The 21801-nt window shown below is 62.3% G+C and carries 20 protein-coding genes; 7 read left to right on the plus strand and 13 right to left on the minus strand.

Features of this window, described 5'->3' with window-relative positions; all coding sequences use genetic code 11:
• Nucleotides 1-180 precede the first annotated feature (180 nt).
• Nucleotides 181-1152 carry a LysR family transcriptional regulator gene (locus tag A9D60_RS10820; RefSeq protein ID WP_065267601.1) on the plus strand — a complete coding sequence of 324 codons (972 nt, stop codon included), beginning with the start codon at nucleotides 181-183 and terminating at the stop codon, nucleotides 1150-1152.
• 145 nt (nucleotides 1153-1297) lie between these two features.
• A complete protein-coding gene (gene hisD / locus A9D60_RS10825; RefSeq protein WP_065267635.1) occupies nucleotides 1298-2575 on the plus strand; it encodes a histidinol dehydrogenase in 1278 nt (425 codons plus the stop codon).
• A 22-nt stretch (nucleotides 2576-2597) separates the two neighbouring features.
• On the opposite strand, the gene A9D60_RS10830 is transcribed toward hisD, so the two are convergent.
• Genes A9D60_RS10830 through A9D60_RS10855 form a run of 6 tightly spaced genes read right to left on the minus strand, consistent with a single transcriptional unit; the run spans nucleotide 2598 to nucleotide 10205 of the window.
• Complete coding sequence (locus A9D60_RS10830; protein WP_065267602.1) at nucleotides 2598-3116, minus strand: nitrous oxide reductase accessory protein NosL; 519 nt, start codon at nucleotides 3114-3116, stop codon at nucleotides 2598-2600.
• Nucleotides 3113-3934 carry an ABC transporter permease gene (locus A9D60_RS10835; protein ID WP_065267603.1) on the minus strand — a complete coding sequence of 274 codons (822 nt, stop codon included), beginning with the start codon at nucleotides 3932-3934 and terminating at the stop codon, nucleotides 3113-3115. Before A9D60_RS10835 ends, A9D60_RS10830 begins: the two co-directional genes overlap by 4 nt.
• The gene (locus tag A9D60_RS10840; protein ID WP_065267604.1) at nucleotides 3931-4833 is read right to left on the minus strand and encodes an ABC transporter ATP-binding protein; all 903 of its coding nucleotides are present in this window, start codon (nucleotides 4831-4833) and stop codon (nucleotides 3931-3933) included. The genes A9D60_RS10835 and A9D60_RS10840 overlap by 4 nt, the downstream gene beginning before the upstream one ends.
• The gene (locus tag A9D60_RS10845) at nucleotides 4826-6094 is read right to left on the minus strand and encodes a nitrous oxide reductase family maturation protein NosD (protein ID WP_065267605.1); all 1269 of its coding nucleotides are present in this window, start codon (nucleotides 6092-6094) and stop codon (nucleotides 4826-4828) included. Before A9D60_RS10845 ends, A9D60_RS10840 begins: the two co-directional genes overlap by 8 nt.
• Before the next feature lie 2 nt (nucleotides 6095-6096).
• Nucleotides 6097-8004: a TAT-dependent nitrous-oxide reductase gene (gene nosZ / locus A9D60_RS10850; RefSeq protein WP_065267606.1), complete on the minus strand. Its 1908-nt coding sequence runs from the start codon at nucleotides 8002-8004 to the stop codon at nucleotides 6097-6099.
• An 11-nt stretch (nucleotides 8005-8015) separates the two neighbouring features.
• Complete coding sequence (locus A9D60_RS10855) at nucleotides 8016-10205, minus strand: NosR/NirI family protein (protein WP_065267607.1); 2190 nt, start codon at nucleotides 10203-10205, stop codon at nucleotides 8016-8018.
• Between the two features lie 179 nt (nucleotides 10206-10384).
• Here A9D60_RS10855 and A9D60_RS26575 point away from each other — a divergent pair, with 179 nt between their 5' ends.
• Nucleotides 10385-10726 (plus strand): hypothetical protein, encoded by a 342-nt coding sequence (locus tag A9D60_RS26575; protein ID WP_175392941.1) that lies wholly within the window; start codon nucleotides 10385-10387, stop codon nucleotides 10724-10726.
• A gap of 71 nt (nucleotides 10727-10797) precedes the next feature.
• Here A9D60_RS26575 and A9D60_RS10865 read toward each other — a convergent pair whose 3' ends face one another.
• The 4 genes from A9D60_RS10865 to A9D60_RS10880 are packed head-to-tail and all read right to left on the minus strand — an operon-like array spanning nucleotide 10798 to nucleotide 13913.
• Nucleotides 10798-11559 (minus strand): ABC transporter permease, encoded by a 762-nt coding sequence (locus tag A9D60_RS10865; RefSeq protein ID WP_065267609.1) that lies wholly within the window; start codon nucleotides 11557-11559, stop codon nucleotides 10798-10800.
• Nucleotides 11556-12302: an ABC transporter permease gene (locus tag A9D60_RS10870; protein WP_065267610.1), complete on the minus strand. Its 747-nt coding sequence runs from the start codon at nucleotides 12300-12302 to the stop codon at nucleotides 11556-11558. Before A9D60_RS10870 ends, A9D60_RS10865 begins: the two co-directional genes overlap by 4 nt.
• Before the next feature lie 9 nt (nucleotides 12303-12311).
• Entirely contained in the window at nucleotides 12312-13076 is a 765-nt protein-coding gene (locus A9D60_RS10875; protein ID WP_065267611.1) for a transporter substrate-binding domain-containing protein, read from the minus strand.
• Nucleotides 13077-13115: 39 nt separating this feature from the next.
• Nucleotides 13116-13913: an ABC transporter ATP-binding protein gene (locus A9D60_RS10880; RefSeq protein WP_065267612.1), complete on the minus strand. Its 798-nt coding sequence runs from the start codon at nucleotides 13911-13913 to the stop codon at nucleotides 13116-13118.
• Nucleotides 13914-14010: 97 nt separating this feature from the next.
• Here A9D60_RS10880 and A9D60_RS10885 point away from each other — a divergent pair, with 97 nt between their 5' ends.
• From A9D60_RS10885 to A9D60_RS10900, 4 genes are read left to right on the plus strand one after another with little or no spacing between them, the layout of a single operon-like run.
• Nucleotides 14011-14652, plus strand: a complete 642-nt coding sequence (locus A9D60_RS10885) for a TetR/AcrR family transcriptional regulator (RefSeq protein ID WP_254656675.1) — start codon at nucleotides 14011-14013, stop codon at nucleotides 14650-14652.
• Nucleotides 14652-15836 (plus strand): pyridoxal phosphate-dependent aminotransferase, encoded by a 1185-nt coding sequence (locus tag A9D60_RS10890; protein WP_065267614.1) that lies wholly within the window; start codon nucleotides 14652-14654, stop codon nucleotides 15834-15836. The genes A9D60_RS10885 and A9D60_RS10890 overlap by 1 nt, the downstream gene beginning before the upstream one ends.
• Entirely contained in the window at nucleotides 15833-17431 is a 1599-nt protein-coding gene (locus tag A9D60_RS10895; protein WP_065267615.1) for a 5-guanidino-2-oxopentanoate decarboxylase, read from the plus strand. Before A9D60_RS10890 ends, A9D60_RS10895 begins: the two co-directional genes overlap by 4 nt.
• A gap of 10 nt (nucleotides 17432-17441) precedes the next feature.
• Nucleotides 17442-18224 carry an arginine deiminase family protein gene (locus A9D60_RS10900; protein ID WP_065267616.1) on the plus strand — a complete coding sequence of 261 codons (783 nt, stop codon included), beginning with the start codon at nucleotides 17442-17444 and terminating at the stop codon, nucleotides 18222-18224.
• Nucleotides 18225-18458: 234 nt separating this feature from the next.
• On the opposite strand, the gene A9D60_RS10905 is transcribed toward A9D60_RS10900, so the two are convergent.
• The 3 genes from A9D60_RS10905 to A9D60_RS10915 are packed head-to-tail and all read right to left on the minus strand — an operon-like array spanning nucleotide 18459 to nucleotide 21799.
• Complete coding sequence (locus A9D60_RS10905; RefSeq protein WP_065267617.1) at nucleotides 18459-20009, minus strand: cryptochrome/photolyase family protein; 1551 nt, start codon at nucleotides 20007-20009, stop codon at nucleotides 18459-18461.
• 18 nt (nucleotides 20010-20027) lie between these two features.
• Complete coding sequence (locus A9D60_RS10910) at nucleotides 20028-20576, minus strand: DUF3833 family protein (RefSeq protein WP_065267618.1); 549 nt, start codon at nucleotides 20574-20576, stop codon at nucleotides 20028-20030.
• Nucleotides 20573-21799: an MFS transporter gene (locus A9D60_RS10915; protein WP_065267619.1), complete on the minus strand. Its 1227-nt coding sequence runs from the start codon at nucleotides 21797-21799 to the stop codon at nucleotides 20573-20575. Before A9D60_RS10915 ends, A9D60_RS10910 begins: the two co-directional genes overlap by 4 nt.
• Nucleotides 21800-21801: the final 2 nt, after the last annotated feature.

The raw sequence follows: 21801 nt of genomic DNA on the forward strand, positions 1-21801 counted from the left end.
TGGCTCGTTCTATGCGGGCCATTAAGCTTTGATTTTTGCACGGCAAACCATATCCGGGAAGAGAATTCACTGTAGAATAAAGTTACACCTGCACAGAAACTAAAACTAAGTTTCGATTTTTTCGCATGTATTGGCACAAATCTCCGGATAGCATATGCAAATCTGCAGGGAGGACCGCACATGCAAAAGACGCTAAGTCTGCGCTGGCTGGAAGTGTTCCAGCTGATCTCGAAATCCGGATCAATACAGAAGGTAGCCGCCGAAACCGGTCTTTCAATCAGTACAGTGTCCAACCACCTGCGCAGTCTTGAAAGCGCACTTGGTGTTAATCTGGTGGACCACACCCGGCGCCCGATGGGCCTGACACCGGCGGGTGTGGTTTTCGCCCGCTATGTCTACGACGGGCTGATGACTCTCAGGCGCGGAGAAGCTGAAATGCGCTCCGGAAGCTGGCAGCACGCAACGGATCTGCGCATGGCCCTGCTGGATGATTTCGACAATGAAGTCGGCCCGGAACTATTCCAGTTCCTTTCTTCCGCACTGCCCCGCTGCAGCTTCCGTCATTACACCCGCCCCAGCCACGAGATCATCGAAAAACTGCAGGCGCAGAAACTGGATGCAGGCGTTGCCACGCGCCCTTCCGGGCTGCTCCCCGACTTGATCGAATATCCGCTGATGCGCGACCCTTTTATTCTGGTTGTGCCGGCAGACTACACTGGAAGTATCGAGGAATTGACCAAAAGAGACGCTTCGCTGCCCTTCCTTCGCTATTCCCGTGACCACACTATCGGCAAACAGATCGAAACCCAGCTGACCCGTCTCAAGATCGCGCTGCCCAACCGGTTTGAACTGGAGTGCAACCAGTCGATCATCGGTCTAGTGTCTGAGGGCAGCGGCTGGACCGTTACCACTGCCGCCAGCTACCACCGCGCCCAGCGATTTCACGAAAGGGTCAAGGTGGTTCGCTTTCCGGGAAAAAGCTTTGCCCGCACAGTCTCGCTCTTCACAACCAGCGTCTACCCTGCCGCCACGTCGCAACTGATCCACGAGGCGCTGCAGAAATCCCTAAGATTGCATTTCACAGACCCCATCACACAGCGTTTCCCGTGGCTCGGAGAGGAATTCCGGACCTTGCCTTCCGGCGCTGACTGACCGCTTGGGCAATTAGAAACAAACATCCGTGTTTTTCGAAACCCTAGGGTCACGGCTTGACCGTTTGGCCTGCCAGCCGCTGTTTTAGGCGCGATCAGCACCGTGCGCTTTCTGCACATCTAACGGCACTTTGAGGAATATGGACATGGCAATCACCTACCTGAAAATGGCCAAAGCGCGTCCTGCCGCTGAAAACGGCGATATCCGCGACACGGTCGCCGTGATGCTGGCAAACATCCAGCGCGAAGGCGAGGAAGCAGTGCGACATTATGCGGAAAAACTGGACCGCTGGACCGGCCCGATCATTGTGACGGATGCCCAGCGCCGCGCCGCCTGCAACCGGGTTTCGCAGCAAACCAAGGATGACATCCAGTTCGCTCACGCCAACATCCGCCGCTTTGCCACCGCGCAGAAAGAAACGATGGGTGAATGCGAGGTGGAAGTGATCCCTGGTCTGATTGCAGGCCAAAAGCAGATCCCGGTTTCCAGTGCAGGCTGTTACGTGCCCGGCGGGCGCTACAGCCATATCGCAAGCGCACTAATGACGATCACAACCGCCAAGGTGGCAGGTGTTCCGCATGTCACCGCAGTTTCCCCCCCGCGCCCCGGAAGCGGCATTCCCGATGCGATTATTTATGCCATGGACCTGTGCGGTGCAGATCTGATCCTGAACCTCGGAGGGGTGCAAGGCATTGCCGCCATGGCCCAGGGCCTGTTTGGAGCAAAACCCGCCGATATCCTGGTAGGCCCCGGCAACTCTTATGTGGCAGAGGCCAAACGGATGCTGTTCGGTGAGGTCGGCATCGACATGTTTGCCGGCCCCACCGACTCACTGGTCGTTGCCGACCACACAGCCGATGTGGAAACCGTCGCCTGGGACTTAGTCAGCCAAGCAGAGCACGGTGCCGACAGCCCTGTTTGGCTGGTCACCACCAGCGAAACGCTGGCCCAGGGCGTGATGGCCCGAGTACAGGGCCTGATTGACAGGCTGCCCGAACCTAACCTCTCAGCCGCTCACCGCGCCTGGCACGAACGCGCCGAGGTGGTTCTATGCAGCAGTCGGGAAGAAGCCGCCCAGGTTTCCGACCGCTATGCGCCAGAGCATCTGCAGGTGCAAGCTGAAGACCTGGATTGGTGGCTGACCCGCCTCACTGCCTATGGCTCATTGTTCCTGGGCCGGGAAACCACGGTGTCCTTCGGCGACAAGACCTCCGGCCCCAACCATGTGCTGCCGACCAGTGGTGCGGCGCGATATACCGGCGGACTGTCGGTGCACAAGTTCACCAAGACCGTGACCTGGCAGCGTTGCAATGCCGACGCCTCGCACGAACTGGCGCAGCGCACTGCCCGCATCAGCCGGATGGAAGGGATGGAAGGCCACGCCATCGCCGCCGAAATGCGGCTGATCGCCGAGACTGTTTGAAAGGGCCTGGAGGCGCATTCCTTCAGGACGGCGTGTCCAACTGCTTGTCCAGATCAACCGGCCCCAGAACGGCGTCATCCGGTATGTCATCGAACCCGGCAACCGTGCCACCGTAGAGTTGTGAAAACTGTTCGGCAGCCCTTGGAGAGGCAAAAGGCACAACCTCCGGCGCCCCCATGCCGCCCGCAACATTGGAGCCGACCACAAAATGCGCACCCTTGGCATCAATCCAGTTGTCAGTACCGGGATGTTCCCAGCTCGCCGCTGCGCCCATGTCGCTCACATAGATCGCGGTGATCTCCGCATCGCGTTCCGGGCTTTTCACATAGGCCGCCAGATCGCGCACCTGGGCAAAGAACAGGGGTGCCGCAAAACCTTCGAGATGGATCTGTCCCTTGGGTCCGCCGTGTTCCGCGACATTCATCTGGCAGAAGTAGCTAAGCGCCGCTTCGGTCAGTTCCACCGGAGCAGGCGGCGCTTTAGCCTCCTCCTCCTGGCATGCGGACAGGACCAAGGCAGCCGCAAGGATCAGGCGTTTCATGGCTCCAACCTCCGGAATGCGGCACAGGCCAGCAGAAAGCCCAGCGCGGGCCACAGCAGCAGCGACAGCGGTGCGGCCCAGCCGGGCAGCGCACTGGCAGCCCCAGCCATGCCGCTGGACAGTGCCACGCTTTCGGAGGCCGCCACGTTCCACAACCGGAACGCATCTGCCGGATTGGCAACCATCACCCAGGGGAAAATCTTCTGGGTAAAGACCCCGCCGCTGTCCATCACCACGGCCCCCAGCAGTCCCAAGTCATAAAGAACCACAAACACCAGCCAGACTCCCGCAGACAGACCCGCGGCAGCTGTTGCACCGCTGCTGAGCGCCGACAGCGCATAGCCCAGCACCAGGAACACAGCGCCCAGCAGGATCGATGTCAGCACTAGCCGCCCCAGCGCCATAAGGCTCTCTGTGCCTGCACCGCCGAACCATGCGGCAACGGCCCCCGCCGCGCCGAATCCGATGCACATGGCGACAGCCAGGGCGGCCAGATGCGCCATCAGCTTGCCCAGCAGAATCTCGGCCCGCTCCGCGGGGTAGGCCAGGAGCAGGGCAAGGCTGCCCCGGTCGCGGTCGCCTGCCACCGCGTCAAACCCCATCATCAGCGCCAGGAGCGGCGCCAGGTAGACCGACAGGGTGGTCATCGAGGCGACCGAAACCGTCAGCATGTCCACCCCCAGCGTTCCCGTCGGCGCCGATCCTGCAAAGGACAGCGCCAGCGCAAAGGCCAGCATGATCAGCGTCGCCATGAACAGCCAGCGGTTGCGGCGCAGGATCAGCATCTCGGCGCGGGCAATGGCAAAGGCACGTCTCATTTGCGGTCCTCCCCGGAGTAATGGCGATAGAGGTCTTCCAGCCGCGGCGGCACCATTTCGATATCAGCCACCGCGTCGCCCATGGCGGCGATCTTGCGCAGCTCGGCCATCTTTTGCTGCGGCGAGCACAGGATCTCGACCGAGGCGCCGTTGATCCGCCGCCCGCCGGTCTCTGTTGCGATCCGGTCGGCGCGCGCGCCGCTGGCCTGCACCCGCAGCTTGACCGGCAGCCCGGCTTGGGCCGACAGGCCCGCCAGCGTGTCATCCGCGACCTTCACACCCTTGCGCAGAATGGCGATACGGTCGGTGCGCGCCTCCACTTCTGTCAGTGCGTGGGAGGCGATCAGCACCGCCGCGCCCTGCTCCGCCAGCTCGTTGATGATGGCATAGAGGTCCTGGCGCGAGATCGGGTCCAGGCCGCTGGTGGGTTCATCCAGCAGCGCCAGCTTCGGGCGGCCCAGCAGCACCTGCGCCAGCCCCAGCCGCTGCCGCATCCCCTTGGAATAAGCGCCGATGCGGCGGTGCATTGCCTCGCCCAGCCCGACCCGTTCCAAAAGGCCCTCGATGTCAGCGCGTTCACCGGAAAGGCGGGCAAACAGCGCCAGCTGTTCATGCCCGGTCAGCGCCGGGTGGAAACTGACCGCCTCTGGCAGAAAGGCAGTGGCCGCCCGTGCCGCGGCGCTGCCGGGCGCCGCACCGCAAATGCGGATGCTGCCGCCCTCATGCCGGATTAGGCCCAGCACCGCCTTGATCATCGTCGACTTGCCCGCGCCGTTATGGCCCAAGAGCGCCAGCCGCTCGCCCGGCGCGATGTCCAGGTCGATGCCATGCAGCACCTGGGTCCTGCCGCGGAATTTGTCCAGCGCGCGGATCTGCAGCGGGCTGTTTGCGTTATCCATCTTGTTCAACCTTTCTGGCGGCCCCGGGCCGCTCTGGCCGCATCAGCGGGTGGCTGTCGATCACCCCGCCCGGCAGCAGCGCCGGGAACGCCGACTGCGACCAGCGCACCAGCTGCACCGCGGGCGACCCCATCAGCAGCTTCGCCGCCGGCTGGGTCCACAGAACGTGGTCCATGCTGTCATTCGGACGGTAGGGCGCATCGGCGATGCCATCCCCGTCCACATCAAAACCTGCGAAATCGGACCAGTAGTTGCCCTGGCCTTCCTCGCTCCATTCCACCCATTTGGTGGAGACAAATTTCACCTGATGCCGATTGCCGACAAAGGCGTTCCCCACCATCCGGTTGCCGTCGCTGCCCGCGGTGAAGTGAATGCCGATGCCGCAGCCCTCGAACCAGTTGCCGGAGAAATCATTCTTGTGCGCGTTATAAAGGAAGGTGCATTTGTCCTTGGCGCCCTTCACATAGTTGCCGCGCACCTCGCCCTGGTTGGCATAGTTCAGCATCACCCCGTGATCGCGGTCGTTCAGCGAGACATTCCCGCTCACCTTGACTCGCTTGGAGAACATCACCGCATAGCCCAGGTGATTGCCGATCGAGACATTGCCCGAAACTTCGGAATTGTCGGCATACATGTAATGAACCGCGAAACGCAGGTCCCGGAACAAGTTGTTCGTAAACGCATTCTTCTTGGAACTGTTCACAAAGATCCCGTCGCGGCCAAAGCGGATGTCATTGCCGTCCACAACCGCACCCGGCGCATTCCACACATACACCCCGTTGCCGCGGGCGTTCATGTGCCGGTCCAGACGGCCCTCGATCCGGTTGCCTTGCACGAGGCTGTCCCGGGCGCCGTGAATGTCCACGCCATAAAGATTGCCCAGCAGCACATTGTTGAGGATCTTCGGCGCCTGTGCGGTCTTGGTCAGTTTGATGCCGCTGTCGATCTCCTGATGCGAGGAGCCGGAGCCAGAAACGGTCAGGTTCTGAACGGTCACACCCGGCCCGGTCACGGTGATCACCGATCCCTTGCCCTGCCCGTCAAGCGTGGCATGGCCCAGCCCGTCCAGAATGACAGGCCGGTCCAGCACCAGGGTTTCGGCGTATTCTCCGGGGGCGAGGCGGAGGGTGTCGCCATCCGCCGCCTGCGCCAGTGTTTCAGCGATGGCTCTTGCCCGGTTGGGCACATCCCAGTCCGCCGCCCAGGCGGGCGTTAGGCAAGAAAGAGCCGCAACGAAGGATGTGGGCAGGAGCCGTTTCATGTTTATGCGCTCCGCGGCTCGACCAGCATCCGGCCGCGCATTTCCATGTGCAGCGCGTGGCAGAACCACTGGCAATAGTACCAGTGCACGCCCGGGCGCTCCGCTTTGAAAGTGACTGAGGCGGTGGCCAGCGGCCCGATCTCCATCGCAATACCGAAGTTCGACAGGCAGAAACCGTGGGTCAGATCGTCGATATCATCCAGATTGGTGACATAGACGGTGACCTCGTCGCCCTGCTTCACCGTGAACTTCTCCAGGCTGAAGTTCGGCGCCTGGCTCGACATGTAGACGCGCACCTGGTCGCCGTCGCGAATGATGGTGTCCTGCCAGTCGTCCAGATCGACGCCGTCGGCTTCGGCCTGGGCGCGCGCATCGGACCACATCGGGTCATTACGGTCCCAGATACTGGCCGGGTTCACCTTGGAGCGGTGCACGATGATCGAGTCATGCGGCTCGGCAAAGGTCGGCCCGTCGTGCACCACCTTCATCTTGTCGCCGGAAATGTCGATCAGCTGCTCGTTTTCGGGCTTCAGGGGGCCCACGTTCAGGAACCGGTCCTTGGAGAACTTGTTCATCGAGATCAGCCACTTGCCGTCCGCCTCAGCGGTTTCACCCATGGATGTGGAGTTGTGGCCCGGCTGATACTGCACATCGACCTTGTCCATGATCGGGTCCACATCGGCGCCCGCATAGGCCTCGATCGCCTTGGCGATGTCCCATTTCACCACCTGACTGTCCAGGAACAGGGTGGTGTAGGCATAGCCGCGGTTGTCGAAGGCGGTGTGAAGCGGGCCAAGGCCCAGCTGCGGTTCCGCCACAATGGCAGAGCGCGGATCGGCGTTGTCGCTGAACAGCGCGTCGACCTTCTCCACATCAATGACGGAAACCGTCGGCGACAGCTTGCCGTTGATCATGATGTGCTTCTTGTCGGGTGCAGCGTTCACACCGTGCGGCGAGTTCGGGATCGGGATGTAGCGGGTGAAGTTCTTTCCGGACTCCTTGCGCCCGTCCACGACTTTGGCACCGTTCAGCTCCTGATAGTCGCCTGCCGCAATTGCCTCTTCAATCGCCTTGATGTTGAAGACAACAACGTGGTCCAGCTCGCTCTCGGTCATTTCGGCCAGGTTCATGCCCATTTCCGAATTGTAGGAGGTCGAGAAGGCGTATTTGCCCTGATAATCGCAGTCGGTGTTGTCCAGGTTACCTGAAACGATGACCTGCCAGGCGACTTCCATGGTGTCGCCGTCGATGGCAGAGAAGATGTTCACATATTGCGACGGATCATCCAGGATCTGGCCATCGTTGATCAGCGGCGCTTCGTGCTCGCCGTTGGCAAAGACATAGCCGGTGCGCGGGAACTTCTGCGGACGCAGGCCGTGGATGTCCTTGGCATTCGGGATCTCGATGATCTTGTCGCACTTCATCACGTCGCAGCGCACGCGGGCGACGCGGGTGTTGGCCTTGTCATTCATAAATAGGTAGCGGCCGTCATAGGTGCCGTCGGTGAACGACATATGCGGGTGGTGCAGGTCGCCGTTGTCATAGGTGACCTTGCCGTTGGCGGCCAGGAATTCCTTAGTCTCCGGCAGGAGGCCTTCGGTCAGAATTTTCAGGGACTCATTGGTCTGGCCCCAGCCAGTTGCAGAGCAGCGGTTGAACACCGGCACCCGCATCAGCTCGCGCATGGACGGAACGCCCATGATGCGCAGTTCGCCAGTCTGGCCCGAGGACCAGAAGCCATAGTATTCGTCCAGCTCGCCCGGCTCCAGATTGACGCCGCTTGCCTGCGCGGGTTTCGCACCCAGCAGCGCGGAGCCCGCGCCTGTCGCCGCCAAAACAGCACCAGAGGCAGTGGCCCCCAGAAGGCCGCGGCGGGTAACAGGCAGTTTGTTTTTCAGGTCTTCAGACATGATGTCCTCCTTCAGGAAACTTTGGTCCTGTTCGCGTTGGGGTGATTGGCCGGCGGCCGGCCCAGAGTGACGTCCGGGGCCGGGCTGCCGGTCTTGGCCCGGCGTTTCAGCTGCTTGATCACAACCGGGCATTTCATTTCGGATTGGTACAGAACCTGGCAATGCAGGCAGTTCACGCATTCGTTCGGATTGATCTCACCGGTCGGGTGAATGGCTTGAACGGGGCATTCGTTGGCACAAGTCTGGCAGGGGCTGCCGCATTCCTTGTAGCGGCGCAGCCAATCGAACATCCGCACCCGCGCCGGGATCGCCAGCGCCGCGCCCAGCGGGCACAGGTAGCGGCAGTAGAAGCGCTCGATGAACAGCCCGGACAGCAGCAGCGACACGGCGAAGACCACAAACGGCCAGTCGCGCACGAACTTCAGGATGATCGCGGTCTTGAACGGCTCCACCTCGGCATAGGTCTCGGCCAGCGGGATCGACACCATCGAGATACCGAACAAACCAAGGAAAATCATGTATTTCACAGGCCACAGGCGCTCATGCAGGCCCCACGGCAGAGTGATCTGCGGCACCTTCAGGGCGCCGGCGATCTTGTTGGTCAGCTCCTGCAACGCACCGAACGGACACAGCCAGCCGCAATAGGCACCCCGCCCCCAGAACAGCAGCGCCGCCGCCACCGCAAACCATTGGATAAACACCAGCGGATCCAGCAGGAAAGCATCCCAGGAGAAGCCGCTGCGCAGACTGCCTGCAAGCGCCATCAGGTTTACCACGCTCAGCTGCGCATTGGCGTACCAGCCCAGAAACACCAGCGTCACGGTCAGGTAACCGATGCGGAACCAGTAGAAGGTGCGTGCATTCACGGTTGCCTGGAACTGGAAGAAGAACACCCCCGTCAGCACCAAGAGCATCACGCCCAGCACACCGATCTCCAGCGTGCGGTCCTTCCAGATCCGCTGCCACAACGCGGCCTTGGCAGCGGCCTCGCCGGTGTCGTCGTCCACCACCTTGGGCGCCGGCGCGGCGGGCAGCAAATACTGCTCCGGCAGCTTGTAGCCCAGATCAAAGGTCAGGAATGCCCGCTCCAACGCACCGACGGACCGTTGCACCAGCAGTTGCAGGCGGAACGGTTCAGCCGGGTCAAACTCTGCATCTGCCGGGATCTTGAACAAATCCAACTCCGCAAAGCTGGGACTGTCACCAGCCGCCAGTTCCCCCAGCCGCTTATGCTGCTTGTCAAAGAACCGCACCGAGACATCGCCCTGAATCAGCTGGATGCGGTCGAAGATACCGCCGCGCACATAGCCGGACCCCTTGAAGCTGTAGCTGCCTCGCCCGAGCACTAGGATGGCCTCCTCGCCTTCCTTCAGCCAGGACCGCAGGTTTTGATACTCCGCCTCACCCAGCAGCGACTTACCGATGGACGGCACGGAGACCAGCGCCATATGCATGTCAATAAACGTGTCGTCCGCCGCGCCCGGCTCCGGCCGCTTGATCGCGCGCTGATCGCCGGTGGCCTCAAAGGCCGCGTTGATCTGGCCCACGTCCAGTGTCATCCGGCGCACGGACCCGTCGCCCGCCAGCATGGTCCAGTCCGCGAATTCCTCACGGGCCATGTCGACCTCGCGCTTCGGCCCATCTGGCTGCACCGGCGACAGCCCCCCCAGCCCCAGCGCGCGGGCAACCTTGATTCCCGCCCGCACCAGGCTGTCGTCGATCACCATGATCGTGACCGTCGCGCCCGAGATGATGTCGAGGTCATGGGCATCGCCGCCCGCCGCCGCCTCGGCCTTCAGATCCAGCCCGGCATAGCTTTCAGTCAGCTTGACCATCTTGGAATTAGGAATGCCGATCAGCACAATCGGCTCGGAGTGTTTGACCAGCTTCACGCCGGTCAGCACCGCATCGTTATCAATCGCGGCCACCACGTGGATAGGCTTGCCGCTATAGCCGGTGGTGCCAACGAAATCGGATGTCAGGAATGCATAGGCAACGGTCTCGCCCGCCTGCAGCACCGGCGCCACCGGCACATCTGCGCGCACCGGGCCAAACGCATCGGCGCCGGGCACCAGGTCCGCAGGGGTCAATTCTGTCAGGAAGCTGTCGAGGCTGTCTGCCTCTGCCACCGCGGCCAATAGGGCGGCGAATGTCATCACAAGGGCCGTCAGCCAGCCCCGGAAGGCGCGTGTCAGGACCATGGCGCCTCTCCCTTATTCTGATTGGCTGCCACGGACGCGCGCAGGGCGCGTTCGGATTCTATCTCTGTCACCAGCGGAGGTCCGCGGCCCTCAGACCAGTATTGTGCAGGGTTCGACGGCACTGCAGCGCCCGTAGGCAGCAAAACTATGCAGGCTGCCACCCGGCTGGCACCGGATGAATGAAGGAGTACCGGCCCGGCTCCGGTTTCAGCAGCGCACAGGGCGCAGGTACTGCACTTGGGGCAATACTTGTTGTCTTCGCGGTCCCCGGCGGCGACCTGAATCTCGACCACACCGAACTCGCCGCAAATCTCGATCCACTCACCGCCGGCAGCAGCCTGCGCTGCGCCGGGAAAGGCGGTTTGAAGAACCAGCATGAAGATGGCACACACCCCCGCCAGCCGCCGGAACAGTCCGGCGCAGCAAACGGAGGGTATGAAGACGGAGCACGGCATATGTTACAAGAATCTCTTGCTGCATTCGCCGCTGACACTAGAGAGAACTTCAGTGCCGTTATTTGATGTATGTCAGATAAACCTGTTTTTTCAGACGCCCTTCGCCTGTCACTGAAATGCCTTAACCTCCCGGCATTTCAGCCTTTCTCAAACCTCCGGAAGGCGAAGGCAATCACCCCGGCGATCGCCATATAGACCAGCGCCAGCAGCAGCAGCGGCTCATAGACGATGAATGTATCGGCCCGCACGCGTGAGGATACCGCGTAAATTTCCATCACCGTGATCGTCGCCACCAGCGGTGTCGCCTTTAGCTGCAGGATGGTTTCACCGCCCAGGGTCGGCAGCACATTTCGGATCGCCTGCGGCAACCAGATCCGGCGGAACATGGTGAAACGCGGCATGCCAAAGGACTTCGCGGCCTCCAGCTGCCCCTTGGCAACGCCGGAAAACGCACCCCGCATCACCTCGCCCTCATAGCCCGCATAAGACAGCGTCAGCGCCAGCACCGCATAGGGCCAGGCTTGGCGCAGATAGGGCCATAGCTCCGACGAGCGGATCCAGGGAAACTGCGGGAACAGCGACCCCAGCCCGTAGTACAAGAGCCAGATCTGCAGCAGCAGCGGCGTGCCGCGGATGATGGTGCAGAAGGTGCGCGCGGGGATCGACAGATACCAGGGTCCAACCGCTTGCGCCAACCCCAGCGGCACCGCCAGCATGAAACCTAAGAAAGTCGAGACCGCCAGGATCCACACCGTGGCCCACAACCCCTCCAGCGCCAAAGGCGCATATTTCGGGATCCAGTCCCAGCGCAGCGAGACCGCGCACCAGATCACCAGCGCCGCAAAAACCAGCATCATCACGATGCGGTGCGGCTGCATCAGGTCCTTCAAACCGGTCATCGCGTGCCCCCTTTCAGCGAAGGCTGGCCGCGCCGCGCCCATTTTTCGATCCGGGCAAAGACCGCGCCCGAGCACAGGGTCACCATCAGATAAAGAAAGCCTGCCGCCAGGAAGAAAGTGAAATAGGCCCGGGTGCTGCTTGCCGCCTGCCGGGTCTCCAACGTCAGCTCATTAAATCCGACCACCGCTAAAAGCGCGGTGTCCTTGGTGGCGATCAGCCACAGGTTCGCCAGCCCCGGCACCGCAAAGCTCATCATCGCCGGGATCGTCACCCGCCGCATGATCATCAAACCCGGCATGCCATAGGATTTCGCGGCCTCAATCTGCCCCACCGGCACCGCCTGGATCGCGCCGCGCAGCACTTCGGTGGCATAGGCCCCCTGCACCACGCCCAGCACCCAGATGCCGGCCGCAACGCCGTTGATCTCCACCCGGCCGCCGCCCAGGGCCACCGAGATCTTGTTGATGATATCGCTGCCCACGTAATAGAGGATCAGGATCAGCACCAGCTCCGGCACCGCCCGGATCACCGTGGTGTAGATGGCGAGAAGATCACGCGTGMCCTTCCCGCCGTAGAGTTTGCCATAGGCTCCGAACAGCCCGATCACTAGCCCCAAGCCAAAAGCGCCAAAAGCGATCTGGAGGGAGTTGGCAAGCCCGCGCAGGAGGTTGCCGCCCCAGCCTGACAGCGACAGCAGCTCTGCGCTGGCGCCGAGGCCCAGTAGTTCGAACAGTCCGGTCACGGCAGCACCTTAGTAGATGCTGGTGGTGAAGTATTTGGCGGTGATCTTCTCGTGGGTCCCGTCGGCCAGTATCGCCGCGATACCCTTGTTCAGCGCCTCGCGCAGCGCATCGTCACCCTTGCGCACGCCGGCACCGACACCGCGGCCCAGGATCGCCGGGTCATCCGCCACCGCGCCCTTTATCTCGCAGCAGCTACCGGTGTCGGACCCGACGAAATCCGCCATCGCGATGCTGTCTGCCTGGGTCGCGTCGATGCGGCCCGCAAACAGATCCTGGTTGGCTTCATCCTGAGTCTGGTAAACCTTCAGCTCGGCATCCTTGAAGTATTCCTGCGCATAGGCCTGGTGGATGGTCGAGGCCTGGATGCCGACAATCTTGCCCGCCAGCGATTCCGGCGTCGGCGCGATGTCCATCGATTTGTCTGCCACGATCACCGCCGGGGTGTTGTAATAGGGATCGGAGAAATCGATTGTCTTCATCCGCTCCTCGGTGATCGACATGGAAGCCATGATGGCGTCAATCTGCTGGCCGGTCAGCGACGGAATGATGCCGTCCCAGGCCACCGGCGTGATCACGCAGTCCAGTTCAGCCGCGGCGCAGACCGCGCCGATCACCTCGACTTCCCAGCCGACCCAGTTGCCCGAGCTGTCGAGCGAGGCAAACGGCGGATAAGGCTCGGCAGCGATGCCGATCTTGACCTGTTCGGCAGCGGCGGCACCAGCAGTCAGCGCGGCAGCTGCGGTTGCAGCAGCAAGCAATGCTTTCAGTTTCATATTATTCTCCCAGTTGGTTTTTATTTTGGTGGTAGTGGGTCAGGCGACCGAGCTCAGAAATTGCTTCAGCCGGTCTGATTGCGGATTGCCAAAGACCTCGGCAGGCGGCCCCTGCTCTTCGATGCGACCCTGGTACAGATAGACAACGTGGTTCGCGACTTCGCGGGCGAATTTCATCTCATGGGTCACCAGCAGCATGGTGCGCCCCTCGGCGGCCAGGTCGCGGATCACCGTCAGCACCTCGCCCACCAGTTCCGGGTCCAGCGCCGAGGTCGGTTCGTCAAACAGCATCGCCGACGGGTCCACCGCCAGCGCCCGCGCAATCGCCGCCCGCTGCTGCTGCCCGCCGGACAGATAGGCGGGATAGGTGTCCTCCTTGCCACCCAGCCCCACCCGGTTCAGCAGTTCGTGCGCCCGCGCGATGGCCTCGGCCTTGGGCACCTTCAGCACATGCACCGGCACCTCGATCACGTTTTCCAGCAGCGTCCGATGGGTCCACAGGTTGAACTGCTGGAACACCATCGCCAGCTTGGTCCGGATGCGTTCAATCTGCTTCTGATTGGCCGGGCTGCCGTCGCCCCGCATCGCCACTTCCTCGCCGCCGATCACGATCTTGCCCGAGCTCGGCGTCTCCAGGAAATTGATGCAGCGCAGCATGGTGGATTTGCCGGAGCCGGAGCCGCCGATGATCGCCACCACATCCCCCTGATGCGCGGTCAGATCCACGCCCTTCAGCACTTCCAGATTGCCGAAGGACTTGTGCAGATCCTCGACCCGGATTGCCTCCCGGCGCGTGTCTGTCTCCGGTGAGGATGCGGCTGCTGCGGCTGTGTCCATCTTTGCGCCTTCCCGAATTTTCCGATTGCAGTAAGCCGCGACTCGAGTAATTATGCAAGTGTATAATTTCTCCGCCAGCACAAAAACAGGAGCTGAGGTGACCGACGAGCGCCGCAAATTCAAACGCGAATCCGCCGAAGCCCGGAAGGAAGCGCTGATTCTCGCCACGCTGGAACTGGTGGCGGAGAACGGTGTGCGCGGCGCCACGGTGCGGGGCATTGCCGAGCGCGCCGACGTCACCCAGGGGCTGATCCGGCATTACTTCAGCTCCAAGGAAGAGCTGATCATCGCGGCCTATGAACACCATATGAACCAGATGACGGACCTGACCTTTGCACCCGGGGCGGCGGCAGGCAGCGCCCGGGCGCGTCTCAGGGCTTTTGTCGACGGCTCGCTGACGCCGCCGGTGGTTGATCCGCGCGCGCTGGCGCTGTGGGCCAGCTTCCTCAACAAGGTGCAGAACGACCCGCAGATGAAGGAAACCCACCAGCGCACCTACGCTTACTTCCGCGACCGGCTCGAGGCGCTGATCGCCGTCGCACTGGAAGAGGCCGGCCGCCCGGCCCCAGCGGCGCGACTGCGCCAGCTGGCGATTGCCTGCAACGCGGTGATCGACGGTCTGTGGCTGGAAGGCGGAGCCCTGCCGGATGCATTCGGCGCCGGCGAATTGGTTGAAATCGGGCGGCAATCGGTTGCCGCCATCACGGGATTGGATCTAACGCAGGAGGCTGAAACCTGATGAGGCTGACAGCAATCACTGAACGGCTGGCCGGGCTTGGCGGTGGCAAATGGGAAGTGCACGCAAAGGCACGGGAGATGGCCGCAGCCGGCGCCGGCCTGGTGGAGATGACCATCGGCGAACCCGACGCGCCAACCCCGCCGGAACTGATTGAGGCCGCAGCGCAGTCGATGCACGCAGGCCGCACCGGCTATTCCGACGGCCGCGGCGAGGCACATCTGCGCGCCACCCTGGCCGAGGCCTACTCCAACAGCCGCGGGCGGGAGTTTGGGCCGGAAAACATCCTGTGCTTTCCCGGCACGCAGACCGCGCTCTACGCAGTGCTGCAAGGCGTGTCTGAACCCGGCACCGAAGTGCTGGTGGGTGACCCGATGTATGCCACATACGAGGGGGTGATCCGCGCGTCAGGTGCTGACATGTTGCCGGTGCCGCTGCGTCCCGAGGCCGGGTTCCGAATGCAGGCCAGCGACATCGAGGCCCGCATCACCCCGCGCAGCCGCGCCATTCTGCTCACCACCCCGCATAACCCCACCGGCGCTATCCTGACGCCGCAGAACCTGCGCGAAATCGGTGAGCTGGCGATGAAACACGATCTCTGGATAATTTCAGACGAGGTATATGAGCACCTAGTGTTTAAGGGTGCGGAATTTGTCTCTCCCCTCTCAGATCCGGCATTGGCCGAACGGGTCATCGCGGTCTCCTCGATTTCAAAATCCCACGCCGCACCGGGATTCCGCAGCGGCTGGTGCGTTGGCCCGACGGCCTTCTGTTCCGCCCTGCTGCCTGTCTCGGAAACTATGCTATTCGGCAACCAGCCCTTCATCGCTGACATGACTGAAAAGGCAGTGCGCGAGGGATCGTCTGTCGCCGCTGGGATGGCCGCCCGCTTTGCCGCCCGCGCCGCCCTGCTGGAACAACGCCTGCACGCTGAGACCCGGCTGCGCGTCCACCGGCCCGAAGCCGGCATGTTTGCGTTGATCGACGTCTCCGCTACCGGGATGGACGGCGACGCCTATTCCTGGGACCTACTGGACAGCGGCGTGGCGGTAATGCCAGGTTCAGCCTTCGGCGACGGCCTTCGCAACTGGGTGCGGGTCGCCCTCACCATTGATGACAACAGTTTTGCCACCGCGCTCGACCGGATCGCCGCCCACGCAAACCGCAACGCACGAGGCGCCGCATGACCACTAAAACAGTTGGCGAAGCCCTGGTTGACGGGCTGAAGGCACGTGGCGTGAGTTGTGTGTTCGGCATCCCCGGCGTCCACACAGTGGAACTGTACCGCGGCTTGGCCGCCTCCGCCATCCGCCATGTCACCCCCCGCCACGAACAGGGCGCGGGCTTCATGGCCGATGGCTATGCGCGGGTGTCCGGACAGCCAGGCGTGGCCTTTGTCATCACTGGCCCCGGCCTGACGAACACGCTGACCCCGATGGCCCAGGCCCGCGCGGATTCGGTGCCGGTGCTGGTGGTTTCCGGCGTCAACGCCAGCACCACGCTCGGCAAGGGTCTCGGCCACCTGCATGAACTGCCGGATCAGCACGCGCTAGCCAAGACCGTAGCGCTGACTTCAGAACATGTCGCCCGGCCCGAAGAGCTGGAGCCCGCCCTGGATCGTGCCTTCACACCCTTTGCAATTGCCCGCCCTGGGCCCACGCATATCCAGATTCCGCTGGACGTGACAGGCACCGCGTCGTTGAACGGCATTTCCAGGCCCGCCGAAGTGCAGGCGGCGCCAGATCCGGTCAAGATCGCCGAAGCCGCCAAACGGCTGAGCGCGGCAGGCAAAGTTGTGATACTGACCGGCGGCGGCGCCAAGACCGCAGGCCAACACTTGCAAGCCCTGGCCGAACAGCTCGACGCCCCGGTGGTGCAAACCGTCAACGCCCGAGGGCTGATGCATGGTCACCCTTTGACAGTCCCTGCCAGCCCCAGCCTGCAGGCAGTCCGTAAACTGATCGAAGACGCCGATTGCGTGCTGGCACTGGGCACGGAGCTGGGGCCAACCGATTACGACATGTACGCCACCGGGAGCATGGCGGCGATGCCCGGATTGATCCGAGTGGACATCTGTGTCGGCCAACTGGCCCGTCGCGAGGCCGAGCTTGCCATCCAAGGCAACGCCGATGTGGCCATCGCTGCGCTGCTGGATGCGATGCCCGGTACCGCAAAGCAAAGCGAAGGCTCGACCCGTGCCGAACACACACGCACCGCCGCACTGGAAGAGATCGGCCCGGACTACCGCCAGCAGGTAGAAGTGCTGAACGCGATGCGCGCCGCCGTGCCGAACGCGCTGATGGTGGGCGATTCTACTCAGCCGATCTATGCCGGCAATCTCTACTACGACCACGACCGCGCCGGCGGCTGGTTCAATGCCGCGACCGGCTATGGCGCGCTTGGCTATGGCATTCCCGCCGCCATCGGTGCCGCCATTGCCGATCCCTCCGCCCATGTTGTCTGCATCGCCGGCGACGGCGGCGCGCAGTTCTCCCTGCCCGAGGTGATGGTGGCAGTGGACGAAAGCCTGCCGGTCACCTTCGTGATCTGGAACAACCGCGGCTATGGCGAAATCGCCTCCTCCATGAAAGCGGTGGACGTTACGGTGGTTGGCTGCGACCCCACCCCTCCGGATTTCGCAGCCACCGCTCAGTCTTTCGGCATTCCCTACAGCCGTGCCCGCATGACCCCTCAGGCTGTTGCCGCCGCGCTCCAGGAATGCGCGGCGCGCGGCACCCCTTCCATTCTCGAAATCGACGTAACCGGCCCCGCGCCGGGCTAGGAGTAACCCCATGCGAAACCCCACCTTTGAATTCACCCGTGCCATCACCCGCCGCCCGGCCTCGACCATCGCCTCTGGCCTGCGCGCCGAGAACGTCGGCAACCCCAGCCTCGATGGCATGCTGGCCGCCCACGCGGCCTATGTTGCCGCCCTGCGCAGCACCGGTGCCAAAGTGATCGAGCTGGACCCGCTGGAGGCCTTCCCCGACGCCCAATTTGTCGAGGACACCGCCCTTTGCCTGCCGCAAGGGGCGATCCTGATGCGCCCCGGCGCACCGTCGCGGCTGGGCGAGGTGGCGGAAATGGCCCCAACGCTGCGCGCTTGCTACGGTGATGTTCGCGAAATCACCGGCCCTGGCCACATCGAAGGCGGCGACATTCTGGTGACCGGCAAGGAGATCCTGGTCGGCCGCTCTGACCGCACCGATGCCGAAGGCGTCGCTGAGCTGGCAGAAATTGCCGCCGAATGGGGCCATTCCCTGCGTGAGGTCTTCACCCCCGAGGGTGTCCTGCATTTCAAAACCGACTGCTCGCTGATGGACGCCGAGACCATCCTGTCGACCAAGCGGCTTGATGCCTCCGGCTGCTTCGAAGGCTACCGGGTGCTGCATGTGGCTGACGGAGAAGAAGCTGCCGCCAATGCCATCCGCTTCAACAACCTGGTGCTGATGGCCGCAGGCTTCCCGTGCACAGCGGAGATACTGGACATAGCAGGATATGAGATCGCCGAGATCGACAACACCGACTGCGCCAAGCTGGACGGCGGTATGTCCTGCCTGTCGCTGCGGTTTTGATCACTAGCCTCGCAGTCTCACCCCTTGCCTCACGATGCCAGCTATTAAAGGCAAGGGCCTCTTCGCCATCCGGCAAACTGCGCAGTTTGACTCGCAGCCTTGGCACTCCTCATGTGCCGGTTCCCATGTCGTAGAGACCTGGGAGCCGCACGGCACTTAGGCGCTGATCTTGCGATTGCCGCGAGGTGCGTACGGTCACGTTCGGAAGCCGAGCGGATTAAGGAAGAAATTGTCTTAGAAATAGCGTTCCAGCACCCGCCGGGCCGTTTCCAAATAGGCGTTTTGCCGTTCAGCGCTCATCCTATCCCAAGTCCGGTAAGCCTGACGCACTCGGGGGTTTCTACGCAGCTTGTCAGCGTTGCGCACAAGGAATTCCCAGTACAACGGGTTGAAAGGGCAAGCCCCTTCGCCGGTCTTTCGCTTCACATCGAAGCTGCAGCCTGCGCAATGATCGGACATCTTGTTAATATAGTTACCGCTGGCGGCATACGGCTTCGACCCCAGCAGACCGCCATCGGCAAACTGACTCATGCCAATTACATTCGGCGCCTCGACCCACTCATAAGCGTCAGCATAGACCGCCAGATACCATTCATGCACCTCGCGCGGGTCGACCCCGGCAAGCAGGGCAAAGTTTCCCGTCACCATCAGACGCTGGATGTGGTGAGCATAGGCCTCGTCCCGAGTCTGGGTGATGGCAGCCGCCAGGCAGGCCATTCCGGTCTCTCCAGTCCAGTAAAATTCCGGCAGCGGGCGGGAGGCTCCAAAGAAGTTGTTCTCTGTGTATCCCGGCATCTTGAGCCAGTAGATTCCGCGCACATACTCGCGCCAGCCGATGATCTGGCGGATGAAACCTTCGGCCGCATTCAGTGGGGCTTTACCTTCGTAGTACGCCCGCTCCACCCGGCGGCAAACCTCCATCGGCTCCAGCAAACCTGCATTGATGCAGGGCGACAGAACAGAGTGGTATAGGAACCGCTCCCCTTCCAGCATCGCGTCCTGGTAGTCGCCGAAACCAGGAAGAGCCTTCTCTGCAAAGTCTTCCAAAGCCTGCAGCGCTCCATCCCGCGTCACCGCAAACCAGAACGGCCGCAAGGTGCCGAAATGGCCGCCGAACTGTGCTTCCACTAAATCCAGGACTTCCTCGGTAATGGCATCAGGCCGGGTTACCGGCGGGCGCGGCAGGGACACATCCCCCTTGACGGGTTTACGATTTTCTTGGTCGAAATTCCACTTGCCGCCTTCCGGCTGATCCCCGTTCATAAGCAGCCCGGTTTCACGGCGCATTTCTCGGTAGAAGTACTCCATTCGCAGCTGTTTGCGCCCGTCTGCCCAGCTTTGGAACCGCTCATGGGAACACAGAAACCGGCTGTCCTGCCGCATATCCAAGACGGCATTGGCGGATTCAGCCCAACCAACGAGTGCACACTTCACCCTGTACTCTCCTGGCTCAGTGATCACCACCCGGGCAAACTTGTGATCGGAACTAACCCGATCAATCTCTCCGGTTAAACTGCCGGAGTTTTCGGGGTCATCCAGCTGGGTATAACGAACCTTCCAGCCCTCCTCCTCAAGCTCGCGCGCGAAATGACGCATCGCCGAAAACAAAAAAGCTATCTTCTTCTTGTGATGCCTGACATAGCCCGCCTCCTCTGGCACTTCGGCCATCAGGATGATGTCAAGGTCACGGTCAGCCCCTTGAAGCGATGCGATGTTTCTGCAGAGCTGATCGCCCAAAAGGAGGATCAGGTTGCGAACCTCCGGCAGATTTTCTTGGGATGCCATCACATGTAGCCGGGCCGGTTATTCCGCGGGCCGCATGGTCGCGACCAGTTCCGCCGCCTTGAGGCCAAACTTGCGCATTTCCGATTTGTTGATGATCACCCCGTTGGCGGTGAGATAAAGCCAATCGGTCGCCTGCAGCGTATGGCCGCCAGAATTTTCGGGCAGGATGATGTTGTAGGTCAGCCGCACCGTCGAACCGGACACAACACCTTGTGCAACACCGTCCAGATCATCAGCGGTTGCCGTGAAGGTATTCCCGGCACCCAGCTTAAGGTGCCATTTGCGGCTTTGGGTGGCTCCGCTGGAAAAGGTGAATTCTTCGCTAAGGGTGCCAGTGTCACCCTCCCATTTCCCAACCATCCGGGCGGTAAAGCTGCTTGTCATTTTGCCTGCAGGGCCAAAAACCACTCCCTCAGACAGGATCTCACCAGACAAATGTTCCGTCAGAACAAACTGCGGGCCTGTGCCCGCATAGTTCTGCGGCGATTGAAAGCGGAAGCTGAACAAATAGGTTTTGGAGATCATCGCAAAAAGAGCGATCACGAGGCAGATAGTGAGGAATTTCATTGCGTTGCTCTTTCTGATGGCAGGGTAAGGGCAAAGGCGAAGGCTGCTGTTTTAAAAACGCACGGCAGCACAGCGTAGGACAGGCTGAGTGCGTGGAGCGCGTGCTGGCTGTTTTCCTTGCCGGGCTGATACCCTTGCTGCTCAAGCAACGGCAGTGCCAGGGCGGCGGCCAGAGCCAAAGCCAGTTTGCCGGCAAAAGACCAGATCCCGAAGGCAGCGGATGCATTGAGACCCGCGCGGGTGAGCGCAATGCTGAACATGGCGGGCAGCAGCACCATATCGGCACCAAGAGCGGCGCCCGAGGCCGCGCAAATCACCGCAAAGCCGGTGAGGCTGCATGGACCGAGGGCCGCCGCTCCGGCGAAGGCAACAATGGCCAAAGGCATTGCTGTCAGCAGGGTTTGCTTCGGACCGATGCGTTGGCTTAGCCACGCCCACAGCGGCACGCTGAGGCCGGCGCTGACAAAGAACAGCACGAGCAGCGGTCCGGCTCGGCCAGGAAGCTGCAACCGGTCCTCGACAAAAAATAGAAACAGGGTGGAGGTGAGCGCAACCGGCAGGCTGTTGAGCACCGCCAGCGCCAGAAGCCGCAGCGCACCGGCCTGCGCCAGAGCAGTCAGCGACAAAGGCCGGCCGGTAACTGCCGGGCGCTGCCACAGTCGCAGGGTGGCCGCTGCCGTGAACAGGGCAAGGCCGCCGAGCACAAGACCGAAGGCGCCATAGCCTTGTCCGGCGGCACCAAGCGCCGCCAGCGCGGCGGGGGCAATTGCAGCGAGGATGACGCCGCCGAGCATCCCGGCCTCTCGGAAGGCGGCCAGCGTCAGCAGCGCGCCCGGGGCTGGCTGCTCCGCCAGAGTGGCGCTGCGGCCATAGAGCAGAATCATACCCAGGCTGTAGGCCGAAAACAGCAACAACAGGACGAGCACCAGCTTGAACGCTGCAAGCGGTCCTCCTGAGAGGCTGAACAGCAGCGGAAACCCAATCGCCAGCCCGCCCGCAGCTGCCAGCGCGAACAATCGCTGCGCCTGCGGCCAGCGGTCAATGGCCCAGCCGATCAGAGGGTCCTGAACCAGGTCAAACAGGCGGATCGCCAGCAGGATGCCGCCTAGAGCCGCCAATCCGATACCCAGATTAACTGACGCGAACAGCGGCAAATGGATATAGAGCGGGATGCCCGCAGAGGCGAGCATCATCGCATAAAGGCTGACGCGCGGGTACAGCATCG

Source organism: Leisingera sp. JC1, from assembly GCF_001679925.1.
Classification (GTDB): Bacteria; Pseudomonadota; Alphaproteobacteria; order Rhodobacterales; family Rhodobacteraceae; genus Leisingera.